Genomic DNA, 18,845 nt, shown 5'->3' on the forward strand with positions numbered 1-18,845 from the left:
GTGTCGTGCGCGTCCTGGTGATCGGTTCTGGTGCTCGTGAACACGCCTTGCTGCTGGCGCTCGCCAGAGATCCGCAGGTGACGGGCCTCATCATCGCTCCCGGCAACGCCGGCACTGCCCGGCTGGCCGAGCAGCGGGCCGTGGACATCACTTCCCGCGAGGATGTCGTAGCACTGGCTCGCGAGGTCCGAGCCGACCTTGTCGTCATCGGCCCCGAGGTACCGCTTGTGCTCGGAGTTGCCGACGCCCTACGCGCAGCCGGAGTCGTGTGTTTTGGGCCCAGTAAAGACGCAGCGCGCATCGAAGGTTCCAAGGCGTTCGCCAAAGAGGTCATGGCAGCGGTGGGTGTGCGCACGGCTGCCAGCGAAATCGTCGATAACCCGGCTCATTTGGATAGCGCACTCGACCGGTTCGGGCTCGGTGCCGGTGACCCGGCGTGGGTTGTCAAAGACGATCTACTGGCCGGAGGAAAGGGTGTGGTAGTGACTCCGGATCGCGACGTCGCGCGTGCCCATGCTGCCGGCTTGCTCGATGCCGGGCACCCGGTGCTGCTGGAGTCCTATCTAGACGGGCCCGAGGTATCGTTATTCTGCGTTGTCGATGGCCGAACAGTGGTTCCGCTGCTACCAGCGCAGGACTTCAAGCGTGTCGGTGCGGGCGACACCGGACCGAACACCGGTGGGATGGGCGCGTACGCGCCGGTACCGTGGCTTCCCAGTGACGTGTACCGAGAGATCGTCAGCCGGATCGTCGAACCAGTTGCAGCCGAGATGGTCGGGCGTGGTAGCCCGTTCTGCGGATTGCTATATGTTGGTCTTGCGATTACCGCAAACGGACCGGCTGTGGTCGAATTCAACTGTCGGTTCGGCGATCCGGAGACGCAGGCGGTGTTAGCGCTGCTTGATTCACCGCTTGGGCAGCTGCTTCACGCGGCCGGCGCCGGCAAGTTGGCTAGCGTGGGAGAGTTACGTTGGCGTACTGGCGCCGCAGTTGCGGTGGTGCTCGCCGCCGAAAACTACCCTGGACGTCCCCGCTTGGGTGACGTCATCGTCGGTTCCGAAGCCGAAGGGGTGCTGCACGCCGGCACGTCCCGGAGAGACGATGGCGCGATCGTCTCAGCGGGCGGCCGAGTGCTATCGGTGGTGGGCACCGGCGCCGATCTGTCCACGGCACGTGCGTGTGCGTATGACATTCTCGGATCAATTCGGCTGCCCGGCAGTCATTTCCGTCCGGACATCGGCCTGCGCGCGGCTGAGGGCAAGATCAGTGTCTAGAACGCTGCGGCTTGACCGTCTCGGCGTGGGTCGCTAGCTGCCACGTAGCCATCGTCCAGCCGCCAGATCGCCTGGCAGCTGCCGAACCGGTTGTAGTCCTGCACCACGGCGAGGTCGTGCCCACGCTGGTGCAGGTCGTCCAGGGTCGACTGCGGAAATCCATTTTCGCAGTCGACCTGTAGGCCGTGTACCCACTGGAATCTGGGACCGTCGCAGGCCGCTTGCGGATTTTGGCCGCAATCGGCAATTCGCACCACGATCTGCGTGTGACCCTGCGGCTGCATCATGCCGCCCATGACGCCGAAGCTCATCACCGGTGCGCCCCGCTTGGTCATGAAGCCGGGAATGATTGTGTGGTAAGGACGCTTGCTGGGCCCTACTTTGTTCGGGTGGTCTTTCGCCGCAGTGAACCCGGTACCGCGGTTTTGCAGAGATATTCCGGTTCCTGGAACTACCACACCGGATCCGAAGCCCATATAGTTCGACTGGATCATCGACACCATCCTCCCCGCGGCGTCGGCGGTAGTCAGATACACGGTTCCCCCCTTCGGAGTTCCAGCGGTTGCCGGCTTGGCCTGGTTGCGGTCGATCAGCCCGGCTCTCTGCTTCAGGTAGTCCGGCTCGAGAAGGCGCTGCGGTGACACCGGCATGTGAGCTATATCGGCGACATAGGCTTGGGCATCGGCGAATGCCAGCTTCAGCGCCTCGATCTGCAGGTGCACACTGTCGGCTGAATCCACTGGTAACGAGGACATTTCGAACTGTTCCAGGATTCCCAGAGCGATCAAGGTTACTATTCCCTGGCCGTTCGGGGGCAATTCGTGGATGGTGTATCCGCGATATGTTCCGTTGATGGTGTCGACCCACTCTGGGCGATGGGCGGCGAGGTCCGTGGCCCGGAAGACGGCACCGTTGGCCGCCGCATGTGTTTCGAGTGTCGTCGCCAGCTCCCCGCGGTAGAAAGCCTCGCCGCCGGACGCCGCGATCTTCTCCAGTGTGGCCGCGTGTTCGGGAAAGGTGAACAGCTGACCAGGTTTCGGCGCCCGTCCGCCGGGCATGAACGCCTCTGCAAAACCTGGCTGGGACTTGAGCAGCGGTATTTGGGCTTCCCACTGTGCCGCGACAGTCGGCGACACCAGAAAGCCGTTGTAACCGTAGGAGATAGCAGACTCAAAGAGACGATCGAACGGGAGCTTGCCGAACTTGGTGCGCAGTTCGACCCATGCCGAAACCGCGCCGGGCACTGTTACTGAGTTCCAGCCGTGCGCTGGAACACCGTTGTGGCCGAAGTATTCCGGTGTCCACGCTTCGGGGGAGCGTCCGGACGCGTTCAATCCGTGCAGTTGCTTGCCGTCCCAGACGATGGCGAACGCGTCCGAGCCGATACCGTTGGAGACCGGTTCTACCAGCGTTAGGGTGATTGCGGTGGCAATGGCCGCGTCGACCGCGTTCCCGCCTTCGGCGAGCATCCGAAGACCCGCCTGGGCAGCCAGCGGTTGTGATGTGCAGACGACGTTCGCCGCCAGGACGGGTGTTCGCGGCCAGCCATAGGGCAGGCTCCAGGTGAAGGGCGTGGTCACGGAGGGATCGTTGCACGGCTTTCGGCAAGGCTCAACGGCTCCGTCGAGCGGCCCGATGCTGGGGCCGCCGCTGGTTTGGGGTTCGATCCGCGGCAACCGGCTCAGGCTGTGAGCAGCGGCGCGATCCAGGTCAGCTCTGCCGGTAGTTGCTCGCTCCAGAACGCACCGTTGTGGCCCCCGGGTGAGAACCCGCCCGCGGGCGGGTTGGGCAGCTGAGCAACGAACTGCTTCGTCGCGGCGTAGAACGGATCGCTGTTGCCGCAATCGACTCGGATTGGAATGGAGTCGAGCGCGGGCAGACCGAACACCGAGTTCGCCGACCAGTCGGCGGAACTGTCGAAGGCGCCGGGTGCGGTCGCCCCGCCGGACAGCCACAGCGCTGGGCTCACCGCGCAGATCGCCGCTGTGCGGGCGGGGCCGAGCCGGTCGCCGAGCAACAGCGCGCCGTAGCCGCCCATTGACCAGCCTAAGAAGGCTACCCGCGAGATATCCAGATGCTGTGTTTGCAGCATCGGAATGAGCTCGTTGAGGACCATAGCCCCGCTGTCCTCGCCGGACGCCCGTTTGTGAAAGTAGCTTCTGCCGCCGTCTACAGAAACGACAGCGAATGGTGGCAGCCCGGCGTCGACTGCCTGCGCCAGTCCTTGCTCGACGCCTCCGTCCATCACGCTGGACGCATTGCCGCCCAATCCGTGCAGGGCGATCAACGGTCGCAAGCTACTGGTCTGGCCAGGCGGGCGCGCAATCGCCCAGTTAGTCGTCTTCCCGCCGCGTGCCGCCGACACGAAGGACCCGGTTGCCATCGTTGGCGCTGCCTGAGCAGGCGGGGCGGGATCCAGTGGCGCTGCTGGCGCCAGCGGGACCGTGCTGCCGCTCACCGTCGCGGGCATGGCCTGCGATGTTCGGGACGAAAGCAGTGTGTCGAGCGCGTACGCGCCCACCGCGCCAATAGCCACACCAGCGCCTAGACGGAGCGCCGAGCGCCGACTCACGTCTGCCACGCGGGCCATCATGCCATGGCCGTTTGGCGAAAATAGCAATGCAGTACCGCATTGATGGCAGCATGGCTAGGCGTGACGGCAGCGGTTACTCCAAAAGGAGAACGTCGGCGGTATGCATTGGTCAGCGCTGCCGCCGAACTGCTGGGCGAAGGTGGGTTCGAAGCGGTGCGCCATCGGGCGGTCGCTCGTCGGGCGGGCCTGCCGTTGGCGTCTACCACCTACTACTTTTCGTCGCTGGACGATTTGATCGCCCGCGCCGTCGAACATATGGGCATGGTTGAGGTCGCGCAGCTATGGGCTCGAGTCAAGGCTCTGTCCCGGCGCCGCCGCGGGCCCGACACAACCGCTGATGTGCTTGTTGAGCTGCTCGTGGGGGATCTGTCTGGTTCGGGACTTGCTGAGCAGTTGATATCGCGCTACGAACGCCACATCGCCTGCACCCGGTTGCCCGCATTACGTGAATCCATGCGCCGCAGCTTGCGGCAACGAGCCGAGGCCGTCGCCGAGGCCGTTGAACGATCGGGTCGTTGTATGCACATCGATTTGGTGTGCACTTTGATCTGTGCGGTTGACGGTTCGGTGGTCTCTGCGCTCGTCGAAGGTCGCGATCCGCGTGCTGCCGCTTTGTCTACCGTCGGCGACCTGATCGACGTGCTCGCACCGGTCGATCGAGGAGCGGTGCAGGTTTGACCTCTCAGTCGCGATTTTTTAACGCGGGAGCCAAGTCTGGTGGAAGCGTCGGTGTCACGATGTAGCCGGTCGCCGGGTCCCCGTAGATCGTGATATCGGTGGGGCGGCGCTCGGCATACAATGCCACGTAGGCGCAGACCACGGCGTCAATCGGATCCTCGGCACGGCGCAGCTCGGCCCAGTCCGTCGAGCCGCCTGAACGAGCCCCATGAAGGTGCAGGGGCACCGCAGCGTGTGCGAATCCTTCGACACCGTCCATCAGCCGCAACATCTCCGACTTAAGCCGGTTGACGTCGCGGCCAGGCTTGGCTTTGTACTTCAACGTGCGTGATAGCCGAAACAGTGCCACCGTCGCCGGGTGCGGATACACCTCGATTGCCCGCCGGGCAGCCGATGAGTATGGGTCAATGTCGAGGCGAAGTCGGCGAGCCAGTCGCGCGGCGCGCGGGCCCTCCGCGAACTCTGGTTTCCCGGTGTTGGCGGGGTGAGCGCCGGCCTCAAATCTCCGGAAGTCGCGGTTGAGCGCAGTTTCGGCCGGGCGTTGGCCGGTTGGGTTGTTCACCACCAAGGGCGCGTCGAAGGCGACCAGGCAATCGTCTTGAACGTGGGGACCTAACGTCGCCATCAGCTCGGCGTCGTCGCCGGCGGCGCCAACCCGGACCAGACAACCGTCGGTGTCGATGACCGCGATTCCAGTCGGGTTGCGACCGGCCCAGGCGAGGTCTATCCCAACGAAGTACACCGGCTGAGGGTACGACCAACCAATCAGGACGGCGCGAACCGTAAGCTAAGTCCTTGTGGGTATTCCGAACGTGCTGGCCAGCCGGTACGCCAGTGCGGAGATGGTCGCGATTTGGTCACCCGAGGCCAAGGTGGTCGCGGAGCGGCGACTATGGCTGGCGGTGATGCGGGCACAAGCAGAGCTGGGTGGTGAAGGCGCCGCGCTTCCTCCTTCGGTTCTTGCCGATTACGAACGCGTGCTCGACGAGGTCGACTTGGCCTCGATCGCGTCCCGGGAGCGGGTGCTTCGTCATGACGTCAAGGCCCGCATCGAAGAGTTCAACGCGCTGGCCGGTCATGAGCATGTTCACAAAGGGATGACGAGCCGCGATTTGACTGAGAACGTGGAACAGCTGCAGATCCGGCGGTCGCTGGAAGTTGTTTTCTCTCATGGGGTGGCTGTCGTGGCGCGGCTCGCGGAGCGGGCGAGAACCTATCGTGACGTGGTCATGGCCGGGCGCAGCCACAACGTCGCCGCGCAGGCCACCACTTTGGGCAAGCGATTCGCCTCGGCAGCAGAAGAGATGCTGATCGCACTGACCAGGCTGCGGCAGTTGATCGACCGATACCCATTGCGCGGCATCAAGGGGCCCATGGGAACTGCCCAGGACATGCTTGACTTGCTGGGCGGTGACGCGGCGGCGCTGGCTGAACTCGAGCGACGGGTCGCTGATTTCTTAGGCTTCGCAACCGTTTTCCAAAGCGTTGGGCAGGTGTATCCGCGATCGCTAGACTACGATGTCGCCTCCGCTCTGGTGCAGCTGGGTGCGGCACCCTCTTCGCTGGCGCACAGCATTCGGTTGATGGCCGGGCACGAACTCGTCACCGAGGGATTTGCGTCGGGCCAGGTGGGTTCGTCGGCGATGCCGCACAAGATGAACACGCGTAGTTGCGAACGGATAAACGGGCTGCAGGTGGTATTGCGCGGGTACGCCTCGATGGCCGCGGAGCTGGCCGGGGCCCAGTGGAACGAGGGTGATGTGTTCTGCTCGGTGGTGCGCCGGGTTGCGTTGCCGGACAGTTTCTTTGCGATCGACGGGCAGATTGAGACGTTGCTGACCGTACTCGACGAGTTCGGCGCCTACCCGGCTGTGATCCAGCGCGAGCTGGACCGCTACTTACCATTTCTGGCCACTACGAAGGTGCTGATTGCGGCGGTGCGGGCAGGTATGGGCCGCGAGTCGGCGCACCACGTGATCTCCGAGCACGCGGTGGCTACGGCGCTGGCAATGCGTGAGCATGCAGCAGAGTCTGACTTACTGGACCGGTTGGCCGCCGATCCGCGGCTGCCCTTGGACAGGGCGGGGCTAGACGCGGCGCTGGCCGACAAGACGGCATTCACCGGTGCCGCGGCTGATCAGGTCGACGAGGTGGTCGCGAAGGTGGACTCGTTGGTGGAACGTTTCCCGGACGCGGCGAAATACACGCCAGGCGCGATCCTGTGAGCAGCTGGGCGGCCACGCGAAGAGGGCTGCTGACGTAGGGCAGAAACCGCATGGTCATGGCACCGATCCCAGCGCAGCTTCCCGCGCAGGGATGATCTCGGGTTGACCGATAGGCTAACCCGATGCGTCCTGCGTTGTCCGACTACCGGCACTTGGCCAGCGGCAAAGTCCGTGAACTGTATCGCATCGATGATGACCACCTGTTGGTGGTCGCCACCGATCGGATCTCGGCGTACGACTATGTGCTGGACAGCACTATTCCGGACAAAGGTCGCATCCTGACGGCAATGAGTGTGTTCTTCTTCAATCTTGTCGACGTCCCTAACCATCTGGCGGGTCCGCCGGATGATCCGCGGATCCCCGAAGAGGTTATTGGCCGTGCCTTGGTCGTGCGCCAGCTGGAGATGCTCCCGGTGGAATGTGTCGCGCGCGGCTACCTCACTGGTTCGGGGTTGGTGGACTACCGGGCTTCTGGGAAGGTCTGTGGTGTCGCGCTGCCGCCGGGTTTGGTAGAGGCTAGCAAGTTTGTCGAGCCGCTGTTCACGCCTGCGACGAAAGCCGCGCTGGGAGCGCACGACGAGAATATTTCGTTCGACCGAGTGATCGAGATGGTCGGTGAGGTTCGCGCCGAACAGCTGCGCGAGCGTACCCTGCAGATCTATACGCAGGCCGCCCAACACGCTCTGAATAGGGGAATTATCGTTGCGGACACTAAGTTTGAATTTGGTGCCGATCGTGACGGAAATCTGCTGCTAGCCGACGAGATATTCACGCCGGACTCGTCACGGTACTGGCTGGCAGACGGTTACCGGGTTGGTGTGGCTCAGGCCAGCTTCGACAAGCAGTTCGTCCGCAACTGGTTGACCAGCCCGGAATCCGGCTGGGACCGCGGCGGTGACCGCTCGCCGCCGCCGCTTCCGGATGACATTGTCGCCGCTACCCGCGGCCGCTACATCAATGCCTACGAATGGATTTCAGGCTTTAGATTCGACGACTGGATCGGCCGCGGCGCATGACCGACGTGCCGCCCGTACCCCCTGTCGCCAAGCGAGTGGAGACGCGAAGAGAGTTCCACGGTGACGTATTTGTCGACCCTTACGAATGGTTGCGTGACAAAACCAATCCGGAGGTCGTCGCCTACCTTGAGGCGGAAAGTGACTACGCTGACCGTGCTACCGCCCACCTTGAGCCCTTGCGGCAGAATATTTTTGACGAAATCAAAGCTCGTACCAAGGAGACCGATCTATCGGTTCCGACTCGACGTGGCGATTGGTGGTACTACGGCCGTACTTTCGAGGGCAGTCAATACGGTGTTCATTGTCGTTGTCCAGCAACTAATCCCGACGACTGGAACCCACCGGAGTTTGACGAGCATACTGAGATAGCCGGTGAACAGATTCTGCTCGACGAGAATGTGGAGGCAGACGGCCACGACTTCTTTGCGTTGGGTGCGGCCAGTGTCAGTCTGGACGGCAATCTATTGGCGTATTCCGTCGACTCTGTTGGTGATGAACGCTATACGTTGCGGTTCAAAGACTTACATACCGGCGAGGGCTATCCGGACGAAATCGCTGATATTGCGGCCGGAGTAACCTGGGCAGCCGACAACCGTACCGTGTACTACACAACGGTCGATGCGTCCTGGCGCCCCGACAAGGTGTGGCGATACCGTCTTGGCTCCGGCGAATCGCCGGAGCTTGTCTATCACGAAAGCGATGAACGGTTTTGGCTTGGGGTTGGGCGCACCCGAAGCGATGCTTACATTCTCATCGCGGCAGGTTCGTCCATCACGTCCGAGGTCCGCTATGCGGATTCCGCGCAACCGAGCCCGGAATTCACGGTCGTGCTGCCGCGCCGCGACGGTGTCGAGTACTCGGTGGAGCACGTGGTGGTCGGCGGACAAGACCGGTTCTTGATCCTGCACAATGACGGCGCGGTCAACTTCACCCTGGTGGAGGCGCCGGCGGACGATCCGACACGGCAACACACGCTCATTGCCCACCGTGACGACGTGCGGCTCGATGCAGTGGACGCTTTCGCCGGCCATCTGGTGGTCAGTTATCGACGCGCGGCGCTGCCCCGGCTTCAGGTGTGGCCCATTGCGCCGGAAGGGGGCTACGGAGAACCCGAAGAGATCCCATTCGACTCAGCGTTGATGTCGTCTGGCTTGGCGGCCAATCCGAACTGGAACTCAGCCAAGCTTCGGGTCGGTGCGGGATCTTTCGTCACCCCCGTGCGGATCTACGATATCGATTGGGCTACTGGCGAGAGAACTCTGCTGCGCGAGCAGCCGGTGTTGGGGGGCTATCGGCGCGAGGACTATGTCGAGCTTCGCCACTGGGCTCTCGGAGACGATGGCGTCGAGATCCCCGTCTCCATTGTGCATCGTGCGGATATCGAATTCCCAGCACCCGCACTGCTCTACGGCTATGGCGCCTACGAGATGTCCGAGGATCCTCGGTTTTCCATCGCTAGGCTGTCGCTGCTGGATCGCGGGATGGTGTTCGTCATCGCTCATGTTCGCGGCGGCGGCGAGATGGGTAGATCCTGGTACGAACGGGGAAAGCTGCTGGACAAGAAGAACACTTTCACCGACTTCGTCTCGGTAGCAAAACATCTGGTCGACTCTGGCCTGACACGCCCGCAACAGTTGGTTGCCTTCGGTGGCAGCGCGGGCGGTTTGCTAGTGGGCGCGGTAGCCAATATGGCGCCGGAGCTGTTCGCTGGAGTTCTGGCCCAGGTACCGTTCGTTGATCCGCTGACCACCATCCTGGATCCCTCGTTGCCGCTGACTGTCACGGAGTGGGATGAGTGGGGAAATCCGTTGAGTGACAGCGGTGTCTATGCATATATGAAGTCCTATTCGCCTTACGAGAACGTCGAGGCTAAACGGTACCCGGCGATCCTGGCGATGACGTCATTGAATGACACAAGGGTCTGCTATGTGGAGCCGGCGAAGTGGGTTGCGGCGCTGCGGCACGCTAAGACCGACGGTAATTTGGTGCTGTTGAAGACCCAGATGAACGCTGGCCATGGCGGAATCAGCGGACGCTACGAGCGCTGGAAAGAAGTCGCCTTTCAATATGCCTGGCTGCTTGCTGCAGTTCGCGACGATTCCTCCGAGGCCGGCATTGGTGGCACTGCGCGGTGATGACGTAGCAATTGTGCGGCGTGGCTATCCGCGGGATAGCGCTGGCTGCTTGGTAAGCAGCAGTGCGGCCGGAACGATTGTCAATGCGACGAGTGCGAGCGCGAGCATGAAAACGGCTGTGTAGGCGTGTGAAAGGTCACGTAGCACGTTGTCCGCGAAGTCGGGGGACAACGCCTGCCCTGGCATCGTCGAGGGGGCAACTGGCGCACCAATTTTGTCGGCGTTTTGTTCCAAATCCGCGGTTGTCTGGGCGGTGGAGATGTTGTCACTCTGATTGAGCTGACTGGTTAGGATCATCGACATCAGCGCGGTCCCTATCGATCCACCTACTTGCTGGCTGACGCTGATCAGCGTAGAGCCGCGCGCGATTTCATGTGGAGCAAGCGCTTGTACTGCCGCGCCGGATAGCGGCATCATTGTGCAACCCATGCCCATACCCATGATTGCCAGCCCGACAAGCAAAGTTGGTTGGTAGGGCGCGTGCTCGGCGACACCACCGGTGAACAGGCCTAATCCCGCGGCGACGAGCGCGATGCCTAGCAGCACGATCTTGCCTGATCCGCGTTTGTCCATGAGCACTCCCGCAACTGGCATGGTCAGCATCGCGCCGAGCCCCTGCGGGACGATGAGTAAACCGGATTCCATCGGGGTCTGGCCCAATACCTGTTGGAAGTAGCTGGGGAACAGCAGGCTGGTGCCGAAGAATGAGACGGCGAACACCAGCATCGTCACGTTGGCTCGGGTGACTACCCGGTTGGTAAAAAGTCGCAGGTCGATCAGTGGGTTATCGGCGCGGTACCACGCGTGCAGGACGAACGCTGTGGTGAGCACCAGGCCGGTTATCGCCGGTATCAGTACGTGGCGATCTGCTATCGTCCCGCGACCTGGTATAGAGGACACTCCGAATAGGAACATGGCCAGGCCGGGCGAAAGCAGCAGCGCGCCGATGTAGTCGAATGTTTCCGACAAGACCGGCCGATCCCTCGGGAACACGATTGCGGCCAGGGCCAAAGCGATGAGGCCGACCGGCAGGTTGATCCAGAAAATCCACTGCCAGCTGTACGCGCCGATGAGCCAGCCGCCGAGGATTGGCGCGCCGATCGGGCCGAGCAGCAACGGCACACCCATAACAGCCAATAGCCGGCCGAGCCTCCGCGGGCCCGCGGCGCGGACCAAGATCATGTATCCCAGCGGTAGCAACATGCCGCCACCTGTGCCCTGTAGAACGCGAAATAAAATGAGAGACAGTATATTTGGCGCTAGGGCGCACAGCAGCGACCCTGCCGTGAAGGCTAGAACCGAGCCCATGAAGAGGCGTTTGGTGCCGAATCGATCAGCTGCCCAACCGGCCATGGGGATAACGGCTGTCAGCGCGAGCGTGTAGCCAGTCATGGTCCAAGCGACAATGGCTTGCGTGGAGCCGAACTCAGCGACGAAAGTGCGTTGCGCGACGCTTACGACGGTGGCGTCTAGGGCCGCCATCACCGAGGCCAGGGCGCATACCCCGGCGATGCGGAGGAGCCCGACGTCGAGTTTGTCGGGATAGCTCTCTGTGCCGGGAATCGACTGCCCCCTTGTGGTGGGCAGCGCGGCGCCGGCAGTATTAGTCCGCGCCTCATGCATGGCGTTGCTGAGCATATCGGTACCGATCGACTGCCTGTGTGGATACCGCTGACAACGATTCGAATCGGTTGTTGGTTGGACTGTTAACGCAAGAATTGGACACCAATTTCGCGGTTTTTCGGTGTCGGTTGGTAATCGCGAATTCGGCTTATATTGGTTCGTCCGTGGTGGTCAGGGCACGTGGATATATGTCTGCTGTCTGCGTGTTCTTCACCGTTAGGAAACCTCGGATCGGCAGAATGATTGCGTGTCTGGAAAATTGATCGTCTCGGTCTCGGGTATCGGCGACCGCACCTTGGACGACGTCGACGCGTTTTGCGCCCAGATGGATGCACGCTCGGTGCCGCTTTCGCTGTTAACCGCTCCGCGGTTGCGCGGCGACTACCGGCTCGACCGTGACCCGCACACCGTCGAGTGGTTGGTCGGGCGGCGCGGCGGCGGTGACTCCATCGTATTGCACGGGTACGACGAAGCGGCCACGAAAAGGCGCCGCGGCGAATTCGCCACGTTGCACGCCCATGAGGCCAATCTACGTTTGAAGGCGGCAGATCGGGTGCTCGAGCACCTCGGCCTACGCACCCGCTTGTTCGCCGCACCAGGCTGGACAGTTTCGCCCGGCGTCGTCAAAGCCCTGCCGCAGAACGGCTTTCGCCTGTTGGCTGATCTACACAGGATCGTTGATCTGGTACGTAACGACACAGTGCGGGCCCGCGTGCTCGGCATCGGCGAGGGCTTTTTGGCCGAGCCATGGTGGTGCCGGATGGTTGTGATGTCCGCGGAGCGGATCGCGCGGCGCGGCGGTGTCATCCGGGTCGCGGTCGCGGCTCGTCAGTTGCGCAAGCCCGGCCCGCGGCAAGCGATGCTGGACGCTGTCGACTTAGCTCTGCTGCATGACTGCACACCAATGGTCTACCGGTGGCGGCCGGGTCGGGCAGTTCTTGACGCGGCGTGACGCTGCGGATGGAGTCTGTGGACCGGGCGATTACCCTGTACCGGCATGAGCGATTCTTCGGCAGGCTCGGACGGGTTCACTGCTGACGCGATAATTGTTGGGGCCGGCCTGGCCGGCCTGGTCGCCGCCTGCGAGTTAGTGGATCGCGGCCTGCGGGTGCTGATCGTGGACCAAGAGAACAGCGCCAACGTAGGTGGGCAGGCGTTCTGGTCGTTCGGCGGCCTATTTTTTGTCGACAGTCCCGAACAGCGCCGTTTGGGAATTCGGGACAGTCACGAACTGGCTTTGCAGGATTGGCTGGGAACGGCGGCTTTCGACCGGCCCCAGGACTATTGGCCGGAGCGATGGGCACATGCCTATGTAGATTTCGCCGCAGGTGAGAAGCGTAGCTGGCTTCGTGAGCGGGGTTTGAAGATATTTCCGCTGGTGGGCTGGGCCGAGCGGGGTGGCTACGACGCGCAGGGGCACGGCAATTCGGTGCCGCGTTTCCACGTCTCGTGGGGGACCGGCCCGGCGCTGGTCGAAGTATTTGCCCGTCAGCTGCGAGACCAGTCTGCGGTGCGTTTCGCTCATCGTCATCAGGTCGACAAATTGATCGTCGAGGGCGGCGCGGTGACCGGTGTCCGGGGGACCGTCCTGGAACCTTCGGCACAGCCGCGTGGGGTTCCCTCATCTCGGCAAGCGGCAGGCAAGTTCGAGTTCCGTGCTTCGGCGGTAATCGTGGCTAGCGGGGGGATCGGCGGCAACCACGATCTGGTGCGCAAGAACTGGCCGCGGCGGATGGGCCGCGTTCCCAAAAACCTGTTGTGCGGCGTGCCGGCCCATGTTGACGGCAGGATGATCGGCATTTCACAACGGGCTGGCGCGCGGGTGATCAACCCGGACCGGATGTGGCATTACACCGAGGGGATCACAAACTACGATCCGATCTGGCCGGGTCACGGTATCCGGATCATTCCGGGCCCGTCGTCGCTGTGGCTTGATGCCGATGGCAAGCGGCTGCCGGTTCCGCTTTATCCCGGTTTTGACACTCTCGGAACCCTGGCGCACATCACCAAGTCTGGGTTTGATTACACCTGGTTTGTGTTGAATGCCAGGATTATCGAGCGCGAATTCGCGCTCTCCGGTCAGGAACAGAACCCCGATTTGACCGGCCGGAGCGTGCGTGAGCTGCTGCGCTCTCGGGTGCGGTCCGGTCCACCAGGACCAGTGCAGGCCTTCATCGACCAGGGTGTGGACTTCGTCAGCGCGAACTCGCTGCCGGACCTGGTGTCGGCCATGAATGAGCTGCCTGATGTGGCACCACTGGACTTTGCGACAGTCGAGGCTGCGGTCACCGCGCGTGATCGGGAGGTGGCCAACAAGTTCAGCAAAGATGGTCAGATCACCGCTATCCGGGCTGCGCGTGGCTATCTGGGTGACAGGCTGGGCCGGGTGGCGGCGCCGCATCGCTTGGCTGACCCAAAGGCCGGGCCCTTGATCGCGGTAAAGCTGCATGTCTTGACCCGAAAGACGTTGGGCGGGATTGAGACTGACTTGGATGCTCGGGTCCTCAAGTCCGATGGCACTGCGCTTGCCGGGTTGTACGCGGCGGGTGAAGTGGCGGGGTTCGGCGGGGGCGGCGTACACGGTTACCGGGCCTTGGAGGGCACTTTCCTTGGTGGGTGCATTTTCTCCGGTCGGGCCGCCGGCCGCGGGGCTGCCGAGGACATCACCTAGCCGTGTGGGGTTAGTTAGGGTCGGGTCTGCTCGCGACCTAGAAGGTGACCGCGCTTTCCTCGGGCAGCACGTGGAAGTCGGCGTTGGTCATCTCGCTGAGGCGACCGTAGTAGACACCTCGGGCTTCGGGGGCGACGATCCCTTGGTGTATCGGTACCGCGCGCGCTGGGGCTACGGCGCGCAGATAGTCGACGGCCTCCGATATCTTCATCCACGGGGCTGCGGCCGGTGTTGCCAGTACGTCCACCGGTTGGTCTGGGACGAACAGCGCGTCGCCCGGATGCATCAATCGTGCGCGATGTTCACCATCGTCCACGAGGTATGAAATATTCTCTACCACGGGAATTTCCGGGTGGATCACCGCGTGCCTGCCACCTGCCGCCCGGATGGTGAGTTCGCCGATCGGCAGTTCGTCGCCGACGTGTACCTCTCGACACGGTGTGCCCAGCTGAGCCGCGGTTTGCGGATCGGCGTACAGCGCGGCATCTGGGTTGGCTTCAAGCAACGCGGGCAGTCGTGCGATATCGACGTGGTCGGGATGTTGGTGGGTAATCAGGATCGCCGATAGGCCGGTGATCCCCTCGAAGCCGTGGGCGAAGGTCCCCGGATCAAAAAGCACCTTTGTTGGACCGAACTCGGCGAGTAAGCAGGAATGGCCGAAATGCGTCAGTTGCATGTCTACGATTGTGCCTTTATGGGGTCGGTGCAGATACGGGTGATCTTGGCGGCGACACTGGTTGCTGGCTGGTTAGGAGGCGTTGCTGCGGCGGCGCCTGTACGTGGTGAGCCGGAGACTTGCCCGCCGCTGTGCGATCAGATCCCCAACACGGCGTGGATCCGTCGACAGGCCGTGCCCTTGGATTCGGTGTATGGATGGCCTCCGCTGGCCGGCGCGGCCGTCCGGCTAGCCCGGACGACGCCGCAATTTCGGTTCGAGCAGGTATGCGCCACCCCATCGTTCCCGCAAGACATCCGCAGCTCCGCGGTGGCGAGTCGGGCGGTTGTGGTCCACCCAGATGGGCAATGGCAGTTGCAGGCTCAAGTGCTGCACTGGCGCGGTGATACAGCCCGTGGCGGCGAGATTGCCGCCACGGTGTTTGGTGCCGCGGTTGCCGCTGTGCGCGGTTGTCAGTTGGGGTCGCCGCTGCAGTCGCCGTCGGTCACCGAAGACGAGCCGAACCGGATAGCCGCGGTCATTAGTGGGCCGGTCGTGATGCATGTGTACTTGGTCGCGCACGTTGTCAGCAGTACCATCAGCGAGCTAGCGCTATGGACGTCAGGTCCACCGCAGGTGCCGTGGCCGATGATCGTAGACTCCACGGTTCTGGACTCAATGATCACTCCATTGTGTGAGGCCTATATTGCCTCGTGCCCGTGACTCGGTGCTTAACCTACCGCCGGTAGAGTTGGCGCAAAGCGAGTCAGATTCGAGGAGGAGCGTCAGTGGCCCGGGTGGTCGTGCACGTGATGCCCAAGGCGGAGATTCTCGATCCGCAGGGTCAGGCAATAGTCGGTGCGCTGAACCGGCTTGGACACCCCGAGATCTCAGATGTTCGCCAGGGCAAGAGATTCGAGCTTGAAGTGGACGATGCGATGGACGACTCGGCGCTTGCCGAAATCGCAGAATCCCTGTTAGCGAACACGGTGATCGAGGACTGGACGATAAGCCGGGACGGCCAATGACGCCGCGTATTGGCGTTATCACTTTCCCCGGGACACTCGACGACGTTGACGCGGCGCGCGCGGCTCGGCAGGTGGGAGCCGAGGCGGTTGGTCTGTGGCATGCCGATGCTGACCTCAATGGCGTCGACGCGGTGGTGGTCCCCGGGGGATTTTCCTACGGCGACTACTTGCGGGCCGGTGCGATTGCCAAATTCGCGCCGGTAATGGGGGAAGTTTTGGTGGCTGCGGCCCGCGGCATGCCAGTCTTAGGGATTTGCAACGGATTTCAGGTGCTATGCGAGGCCGGGTTGCTGCCCGGCGCCCTGACCCGCAACGCGGGTTTACACTTTATCTGCCGCGATGTTTGGCTACGGGTGACGTCGACTTCGACCGCGTGGACATCGCGTTTCGAGCCGGGTGCTGATTTGTTGGTGCCGCTGAAGTCCGGGGAAGGCCGCTATGTGGCATCGGACAAGGTACTCGATGAGCTTGAAGGTGACGGCCGCATCGTGTTCCGCTATCACGACGACGTCAACGGATCGCTGCGTGACATCGCCGGCATCAGCTCAGCCAACGGTCGTGTCGTTGGGCTGATGCCGCATCCCGAGCACGCTATCGAAGCACTCACCGGTCCTTCCAGCGACGGCCTAGGGTTGTTCCATTCGGCGATAGACACCGTTTTGGCGGCCTGAGGTTGCCCGCCTAGGCGCGCCCCGCGGCAGCGGCTCAGCCAGCGTCGCGTAGCAACGGCGCAGTAGCTGTGGGTAGTTCGACAACGGCGGGCAACTCGCTTAAGAGGTCGATCGCAGCTGCGATGGTGCGGTCAGCAAAGGCGGCAAAGTCGTCGAAACGGACAGCGCCCTCGAATCGTTGCGATTGAACCGCGGCGACACCGATACGGTGCGGGTCGGATGACTTGTGCACGATCGCGGCGACTTCACTGTGTTGCCGGTTCCACGTATCGGCCAACTGTGCGAGCGCGGCCTGGTCGCTGGTTGGGAAGAAGCAGGCGGGCGTCACCCGGATCGTGAACACGTCGCGTTGCGTGGGGGAGATCTCCAGGTGTACGTGCAATCGTTGCGGACGTGTGTTGGTTACGAAGAAGAATTCGCGGTCGTGCTGGCCGGAGAAGTACCGCCTCCCGCGAGTGCGCAGGTAGCGTTCGACCAGGTTGGTGTGTAGCGGCTCGGTCGCTGGCCTAGTCATATATCCATACTGCGGCCTGCGCCTATGGGGATTCTTTGCGGAAAGGTGGGGGATTTCGCAAAATCTGCTGAGAATTCGCTGAGTGATTTTTTGGTGGGTCGGTGTTACGTGCTCACGGCGCTGGCATTGTTGCTATGGGTGCAAGCGGTCGGTGACCGGCCTAGCTTCCGCTATTGCGCAGGCTGGGGCCTGTCCGGGGTTGCACAATTTGGGCAACGCCGTCGCATTCCGGCCGGCACGGCTTGCCGAAGCTGGGTGGTCAGGTGATCTCGTAGTCGCTGAGGGGAAAGCTCATGGCTTCCTGTACGGCGTTTCGCGTCGATGTGGGTCGAAGCAGTGTCGCTTCCCCGCTGGGGTTGAAGTAGTAGGACCGCGCTGAGGCGCAGTCGCCGCGATTGAACACTGAGCTGTCGAGCAGGTGGGTCATTCGACCAAGGAATCGGTCATTGGCCTCTTCGGTGACTTCGAAGGTGGTTGCGCTCCTGCGGTTGACCTCGGCCAGCAGCCGGTCCATGTGCCGCATCTGGTATTCGATGGTGTTGAAGAAGGACAACCCCGAAAAGGCAAATGGGCTGGCCAAGCTCAAATAGTTGGGAAAGTACGGAACGGATAAGCCCTGGTAGGCTTGAAAGCGATTCTCGCGCCACCATTTTCCTAAGTTTCGACCTTCGCGGCCAATTATCTCGATGGCGGGAAAGTTGGCGTCCCACATGTCAAATCCGGTGGCCAGAACCAGGGTGTCGATGACCGTCTTGCGTCCATCGGCAGTAGCGACACCGTCCTGCTCGATCTGCTGGATCGGGTTCGTCTCTAGGTGCACATGCGGTTTGGCGAAGGCGCGATAGTAATCGTTGGACCAGGTGGGCCGCTTGCAGCCGCAGTCGTAGTCTGGTGTCAACTTGCGGCGCAGTTCCTTGTCTCGGATCGCTACGAATCGATTGATTTTGGCCAGATCGGCCGCGGCGATGTTTCCTCTTCGGAATTGCCGATAGCGCAGCACGCCGATGACCATAATCAGCTCGAAAATGTTGTCGGTCACCCAGCGAATCGCGCGCTGTACCAAGGGCAGTCGAGCGAACAGGCGTTGCATCGCGGGGGGAATCGCGAAATCGATCTTGGGCAGTACGTGGATCGGGGTGCGTTGGTAGACGGTCAGATCGGCGACCTCTTTGGCCAACTCAGGGATGAGTTGCACCGCGGTCGCACCCGTTCCGATGATCCCCACCCGCCGGCCCGCAAAACGGTGGCTGCTATCCCACGCAGTGGTATGGATGATCTTGCCCTCGAAGTTTTCGACTCCCGCTATATCTGGCGTCCGCGGTTGCGAGAGGAAACCGGTTGCGGTGATGAGCACGCGGGTTGTCAGGCTTTCGCCGCCGGCCAGCGCGACTCGCCATACTTGGGTGTCCTCATCCCATTGAGCACCTTCGACGGTGGTGTTGAACCGCATGAAGCGGCGCAGGTCGTACTTTTCGGCGATGTGTTCGGCGTAGCCTTTGAGCTCGGCGCCCGGCGCGAACATCCGTGACCAGTACGGATTGGGCTCGAACCAGTACGAGTAGGTGGTCGATGGGATATCGACGGCCACGCCCGGGTAGCGGTTGACATGCCAAGTCCCGCCCAGGTCGGCCTCGCGCTCCAGGATGGTGATGTTGTTGTAGCCCAGTTTTCTCAGCGAGATCGCGGCGCCGATACCCCCGAGACCGGCCCCCACGATGACCGCGTCGAATAGTTCCATGCTCACAGGCCCCCCTGCGCCCCG

General features: G+C 62.5%; 17 protein-coding genes. 10 read left to right on the forward strand and 7 right to left on the reverse strand.

The annotated features are described in order from the left end of the window. The first annotated feature begins 5 nt into the window (after window positions 1–5). The gene (purD, locus tag ACO07W_RS13970; protein ID WP_421844029.1) at window positions 6–1,274 is read left to right on the forward strand and encodes a phosphoribosylamine--glycine ligase; all 1,269 of its coding nucleotides are present in this window, start codon (window positions 6–8) and stop codon (window positions 1,272–1,274) included. Here the strand turns inward: purD and ACO07W_RS13975 are convergent. After that, window positions 1,271–2,854, reverse strand: coding sequence for a gamma-glutamyltransferase family protein (locus ACO07W_RS13975; protein ID WP_421844031.1), 1,584 nt, complete (start codon window positions 2,852–2,854; stop codon window positions 1,271–1,273). The genes purD and ACO07W_RS13975 overlap by 4 nt on opposite strands. Window positions 2,855–2,955: 101 nt before the next feature. Next, window positions 2,956–3,867, reverse strand: a complete 912-nt coding sequence (locus tag ACO07W_RS13980; protein ID WP_421844033.1) for an alpha/beta hydrolase — start codon at window positions 3,865–3,867, stop codon at window positions 2,956–2,958. A 42-nt stretch (window positions 3,868–3,909) separates the two neighbouring features. Between ACO07W_RS13980 and ACO07W_RS13985 the strand changes: the two genes are divergently transcribed. Further along, window positions 3,910–4,545: a TetR/AcrR family transcriptional regulator gene (locus ACO07W_RS13985; RefSeq protein WP_421844035.1), complete on the forward strand. Its 636-nt coding sequence runs from the start codon at window positions 3,910–3,912 to the stop codon at window positions 4,543–4,545. A 4-nt stretch (window positions 4,546–4,549) separates the two neighbouring features. Here the strand turns inward: ACO07W_RS13985 and ACO07W_RS13990 are convergent, their stop codons facing one another. Next, complete coding sequence (locus ACO07W_RS13990) at window positions 4,550–5,287, reverse strand: DUF429 domain-containing protein (RefSeq protein WP_421844037.1); 738 nt, start codon at window positions 5,285–5,287, stop codon at window positions 4,550–4,552. A 55-nt stretch (window positions 5,288–5,342) separates the two neighbouring features. On the opposite strand from ACO07W_RS13990, the gene purB reads away from it, so the two are divergent. From purB to ACO07W_RS14005, 3 genes are all read left to right on the forward strand, one after another. Continuing rightward, window positions 5,343–6,770, forward strand: coding sequence for an adenylosuccinate lyase (purB, locus tag ACO07W_RS13995; protein ID WP_421844039.1), 1,428 nt, complete (start codon window positions 5,343–5,345; stop codon window positions 6,768–6,770). Between the two features lie 122 nt (window positions 6,771–6,892). Next, window positions 6,893–7,786, forward strand: a complete 894-nt coding sequence (locus ACO07W_RS14000) for a phosphoribosylaminoimidazolesuccinocarboxamide synthase (RefSeq protein WP_421844041.1) — start codon at window positions 6,893–6,895, stop codon at window positions 7,784–7,786. Continuing rightward, complete coding sequence (locus tag ACO07W_RS14005; RefSeq protein WP_421844043.1) at window positions 7,783–9,921, forward strand: S9 family peptidase; 2,139 nt, start codon at window positions 7,783–7,785, stop codon at window positions 9,919–9,921. The genes ACO07W_RS14000 and ACO07W_RS14005 overlap by 4 nt, the downstream gene beginning before the upstream one ends. Before the next feature lie 24 nt (window positions 9,922–9,945). Here the strand turns inward: ACO07W_RS14005 and ACO07W_RS14010 are convergent, their stop codons facing one another. Continuing rightward, window positions 9,946–11,559, reverse strand: coding sequence for a DHA2 family efflux MFS transporter permease subunit (locus ACO07W_RS14010; RefSeq protein WP_421844045.1), 1,614 nt, complete (start codon window positions 11,557–11,559; stop codon window positions 9,946–9,948). A gap of 232 nt (window positions 11,560–11,791) precedes the next feature. On the opposite strand from ACO07W_RS14010, the gene ACO07W_RS14015 reads away from it, so the two are divergent. Beyond that, on the forward strand, window positions 11,792–12,496 hold the full coding sequence (locus ACO07W_RS14015; RefSeq protein WP_421844047.1) for a DUF2334 domain-containing protein: 705 nt from the start codon (window positions 11,792–11,794) through the stop codon (window positions 12,494–12,496). 45 nt (window positions 12,497–12,541) lie between these two features. Further along, window positions 12,542–14,215 (forward strand): FAD-binding dehydrogenase, encoded by a 1,674-nt coding sequence (locus ACO07W_RS14020; protein ID WP_421844049.1) that lies wholly within the window; start codon window positions 12,542–12,544, stop codon window positions 14,213–14,215. Window positions 14,216–14,252: 37 nt separating this feature from the next. Here ACO07W_RS14020 and ACO07W_RS14025 read toward each other — a convergent pair whose 3' ends face one another. Continuing rightward, a complete protein-coding gene (locus tag ACO07W_RS14025) occupies window positions 14,253–14,891 on the reverse strand; it encodes an MBL fold metallo-hydrolase (RefSeq protein WP_421844051.1) in 639 nt (212 codons plus the stop codon). Here ACO07W_RS14025 and ACO07W_RS14030 point away from each other — a divergent pair. The 3 genes from ACO07W_RS14030 (at window position 14,868) to purQ (ending at window position 16,569) form a co-directional block, all read left to right on the forward strand. Then, complete coding sequence (locus tag ACO07W_RS14030; protein ID WP_421844053.1) at window positions 14,868–15,593, forward strand: ATPase; 726 nt, start codon at window positions 14,868–14,870, stop codon at window positions 15,591–15,593. The two genes, ACO07W_RS14025 and ACO07W_RS14030, sit on opposite strands and share 24 nt — an antisense overlap. 65 nt (window positions 15,594–15,658) lie before the next feature. Then, a complete protein-coding gene (gene purS, locus ACO07W_RS14035) occupies window positions 15,659–15,898 on the forward strand; it encodes a phosphoribosylformylglycinamidine synthase subunit PurS (protein WP_421844055.1) in 240 nt (79 codons plus the stop codon). Then, complete coding sequence (gene purQ, locus ACO07W_RS14040) at window positions 15,895–16,569, forward strand: phosphoribosylformylglycinamidine synthase subunit PurQ (RefSeq protein ID WP_421844057.1); 675 nt, start codon at window positions 15,895–15,897, stop codon at window positions 16,567–16,569. Before purS ends, purQ begins: the two co-directional genes overlap by 4 nt. A gap of 34 nt (window positions 16,570–16,603) precedes the next feature. Here purQ and ACO07W_RS14045 read toward each other — a convergent pair whose 3' ends face one another. Together ACO07W_RS14045 and ACO07W_RS14050 are read right to left on the reverse strand one after the other, a co-directional pair. Next, entirely contained in the window at window positions 16,604–17,083 is a 480-nt protein-coding gene (locus ACO07W_RS14045) for a hypothetical protein (protein ID WP_421844059.1), read from the reverse strand. A 259-nt stretch (window positions 17,084–17,342) separates the two neighbouring features. Further along, window positions 17,343–18,821: a flavin-containing monooxygenase gene (locus ACO07W_RS14050; protein WP_421844061.1), complete on the reverse strand. Its 1,479-nt coding sequence runs from the start codon at window positions 18,819–18,821 to the stop codon at window positions 17,343–17,345. Window positions 18,822–18,845 lie beyond the last annotated feature (24 nt).

The organism is Mycobacterium sp. (assembly GCF_965230835.1).
Taxonomy (GTDB): Bacteria; Actinomycetota; Actinomycetes; order Mycobacteriales; family Mycobacteriaceae; genus Mycobacterium.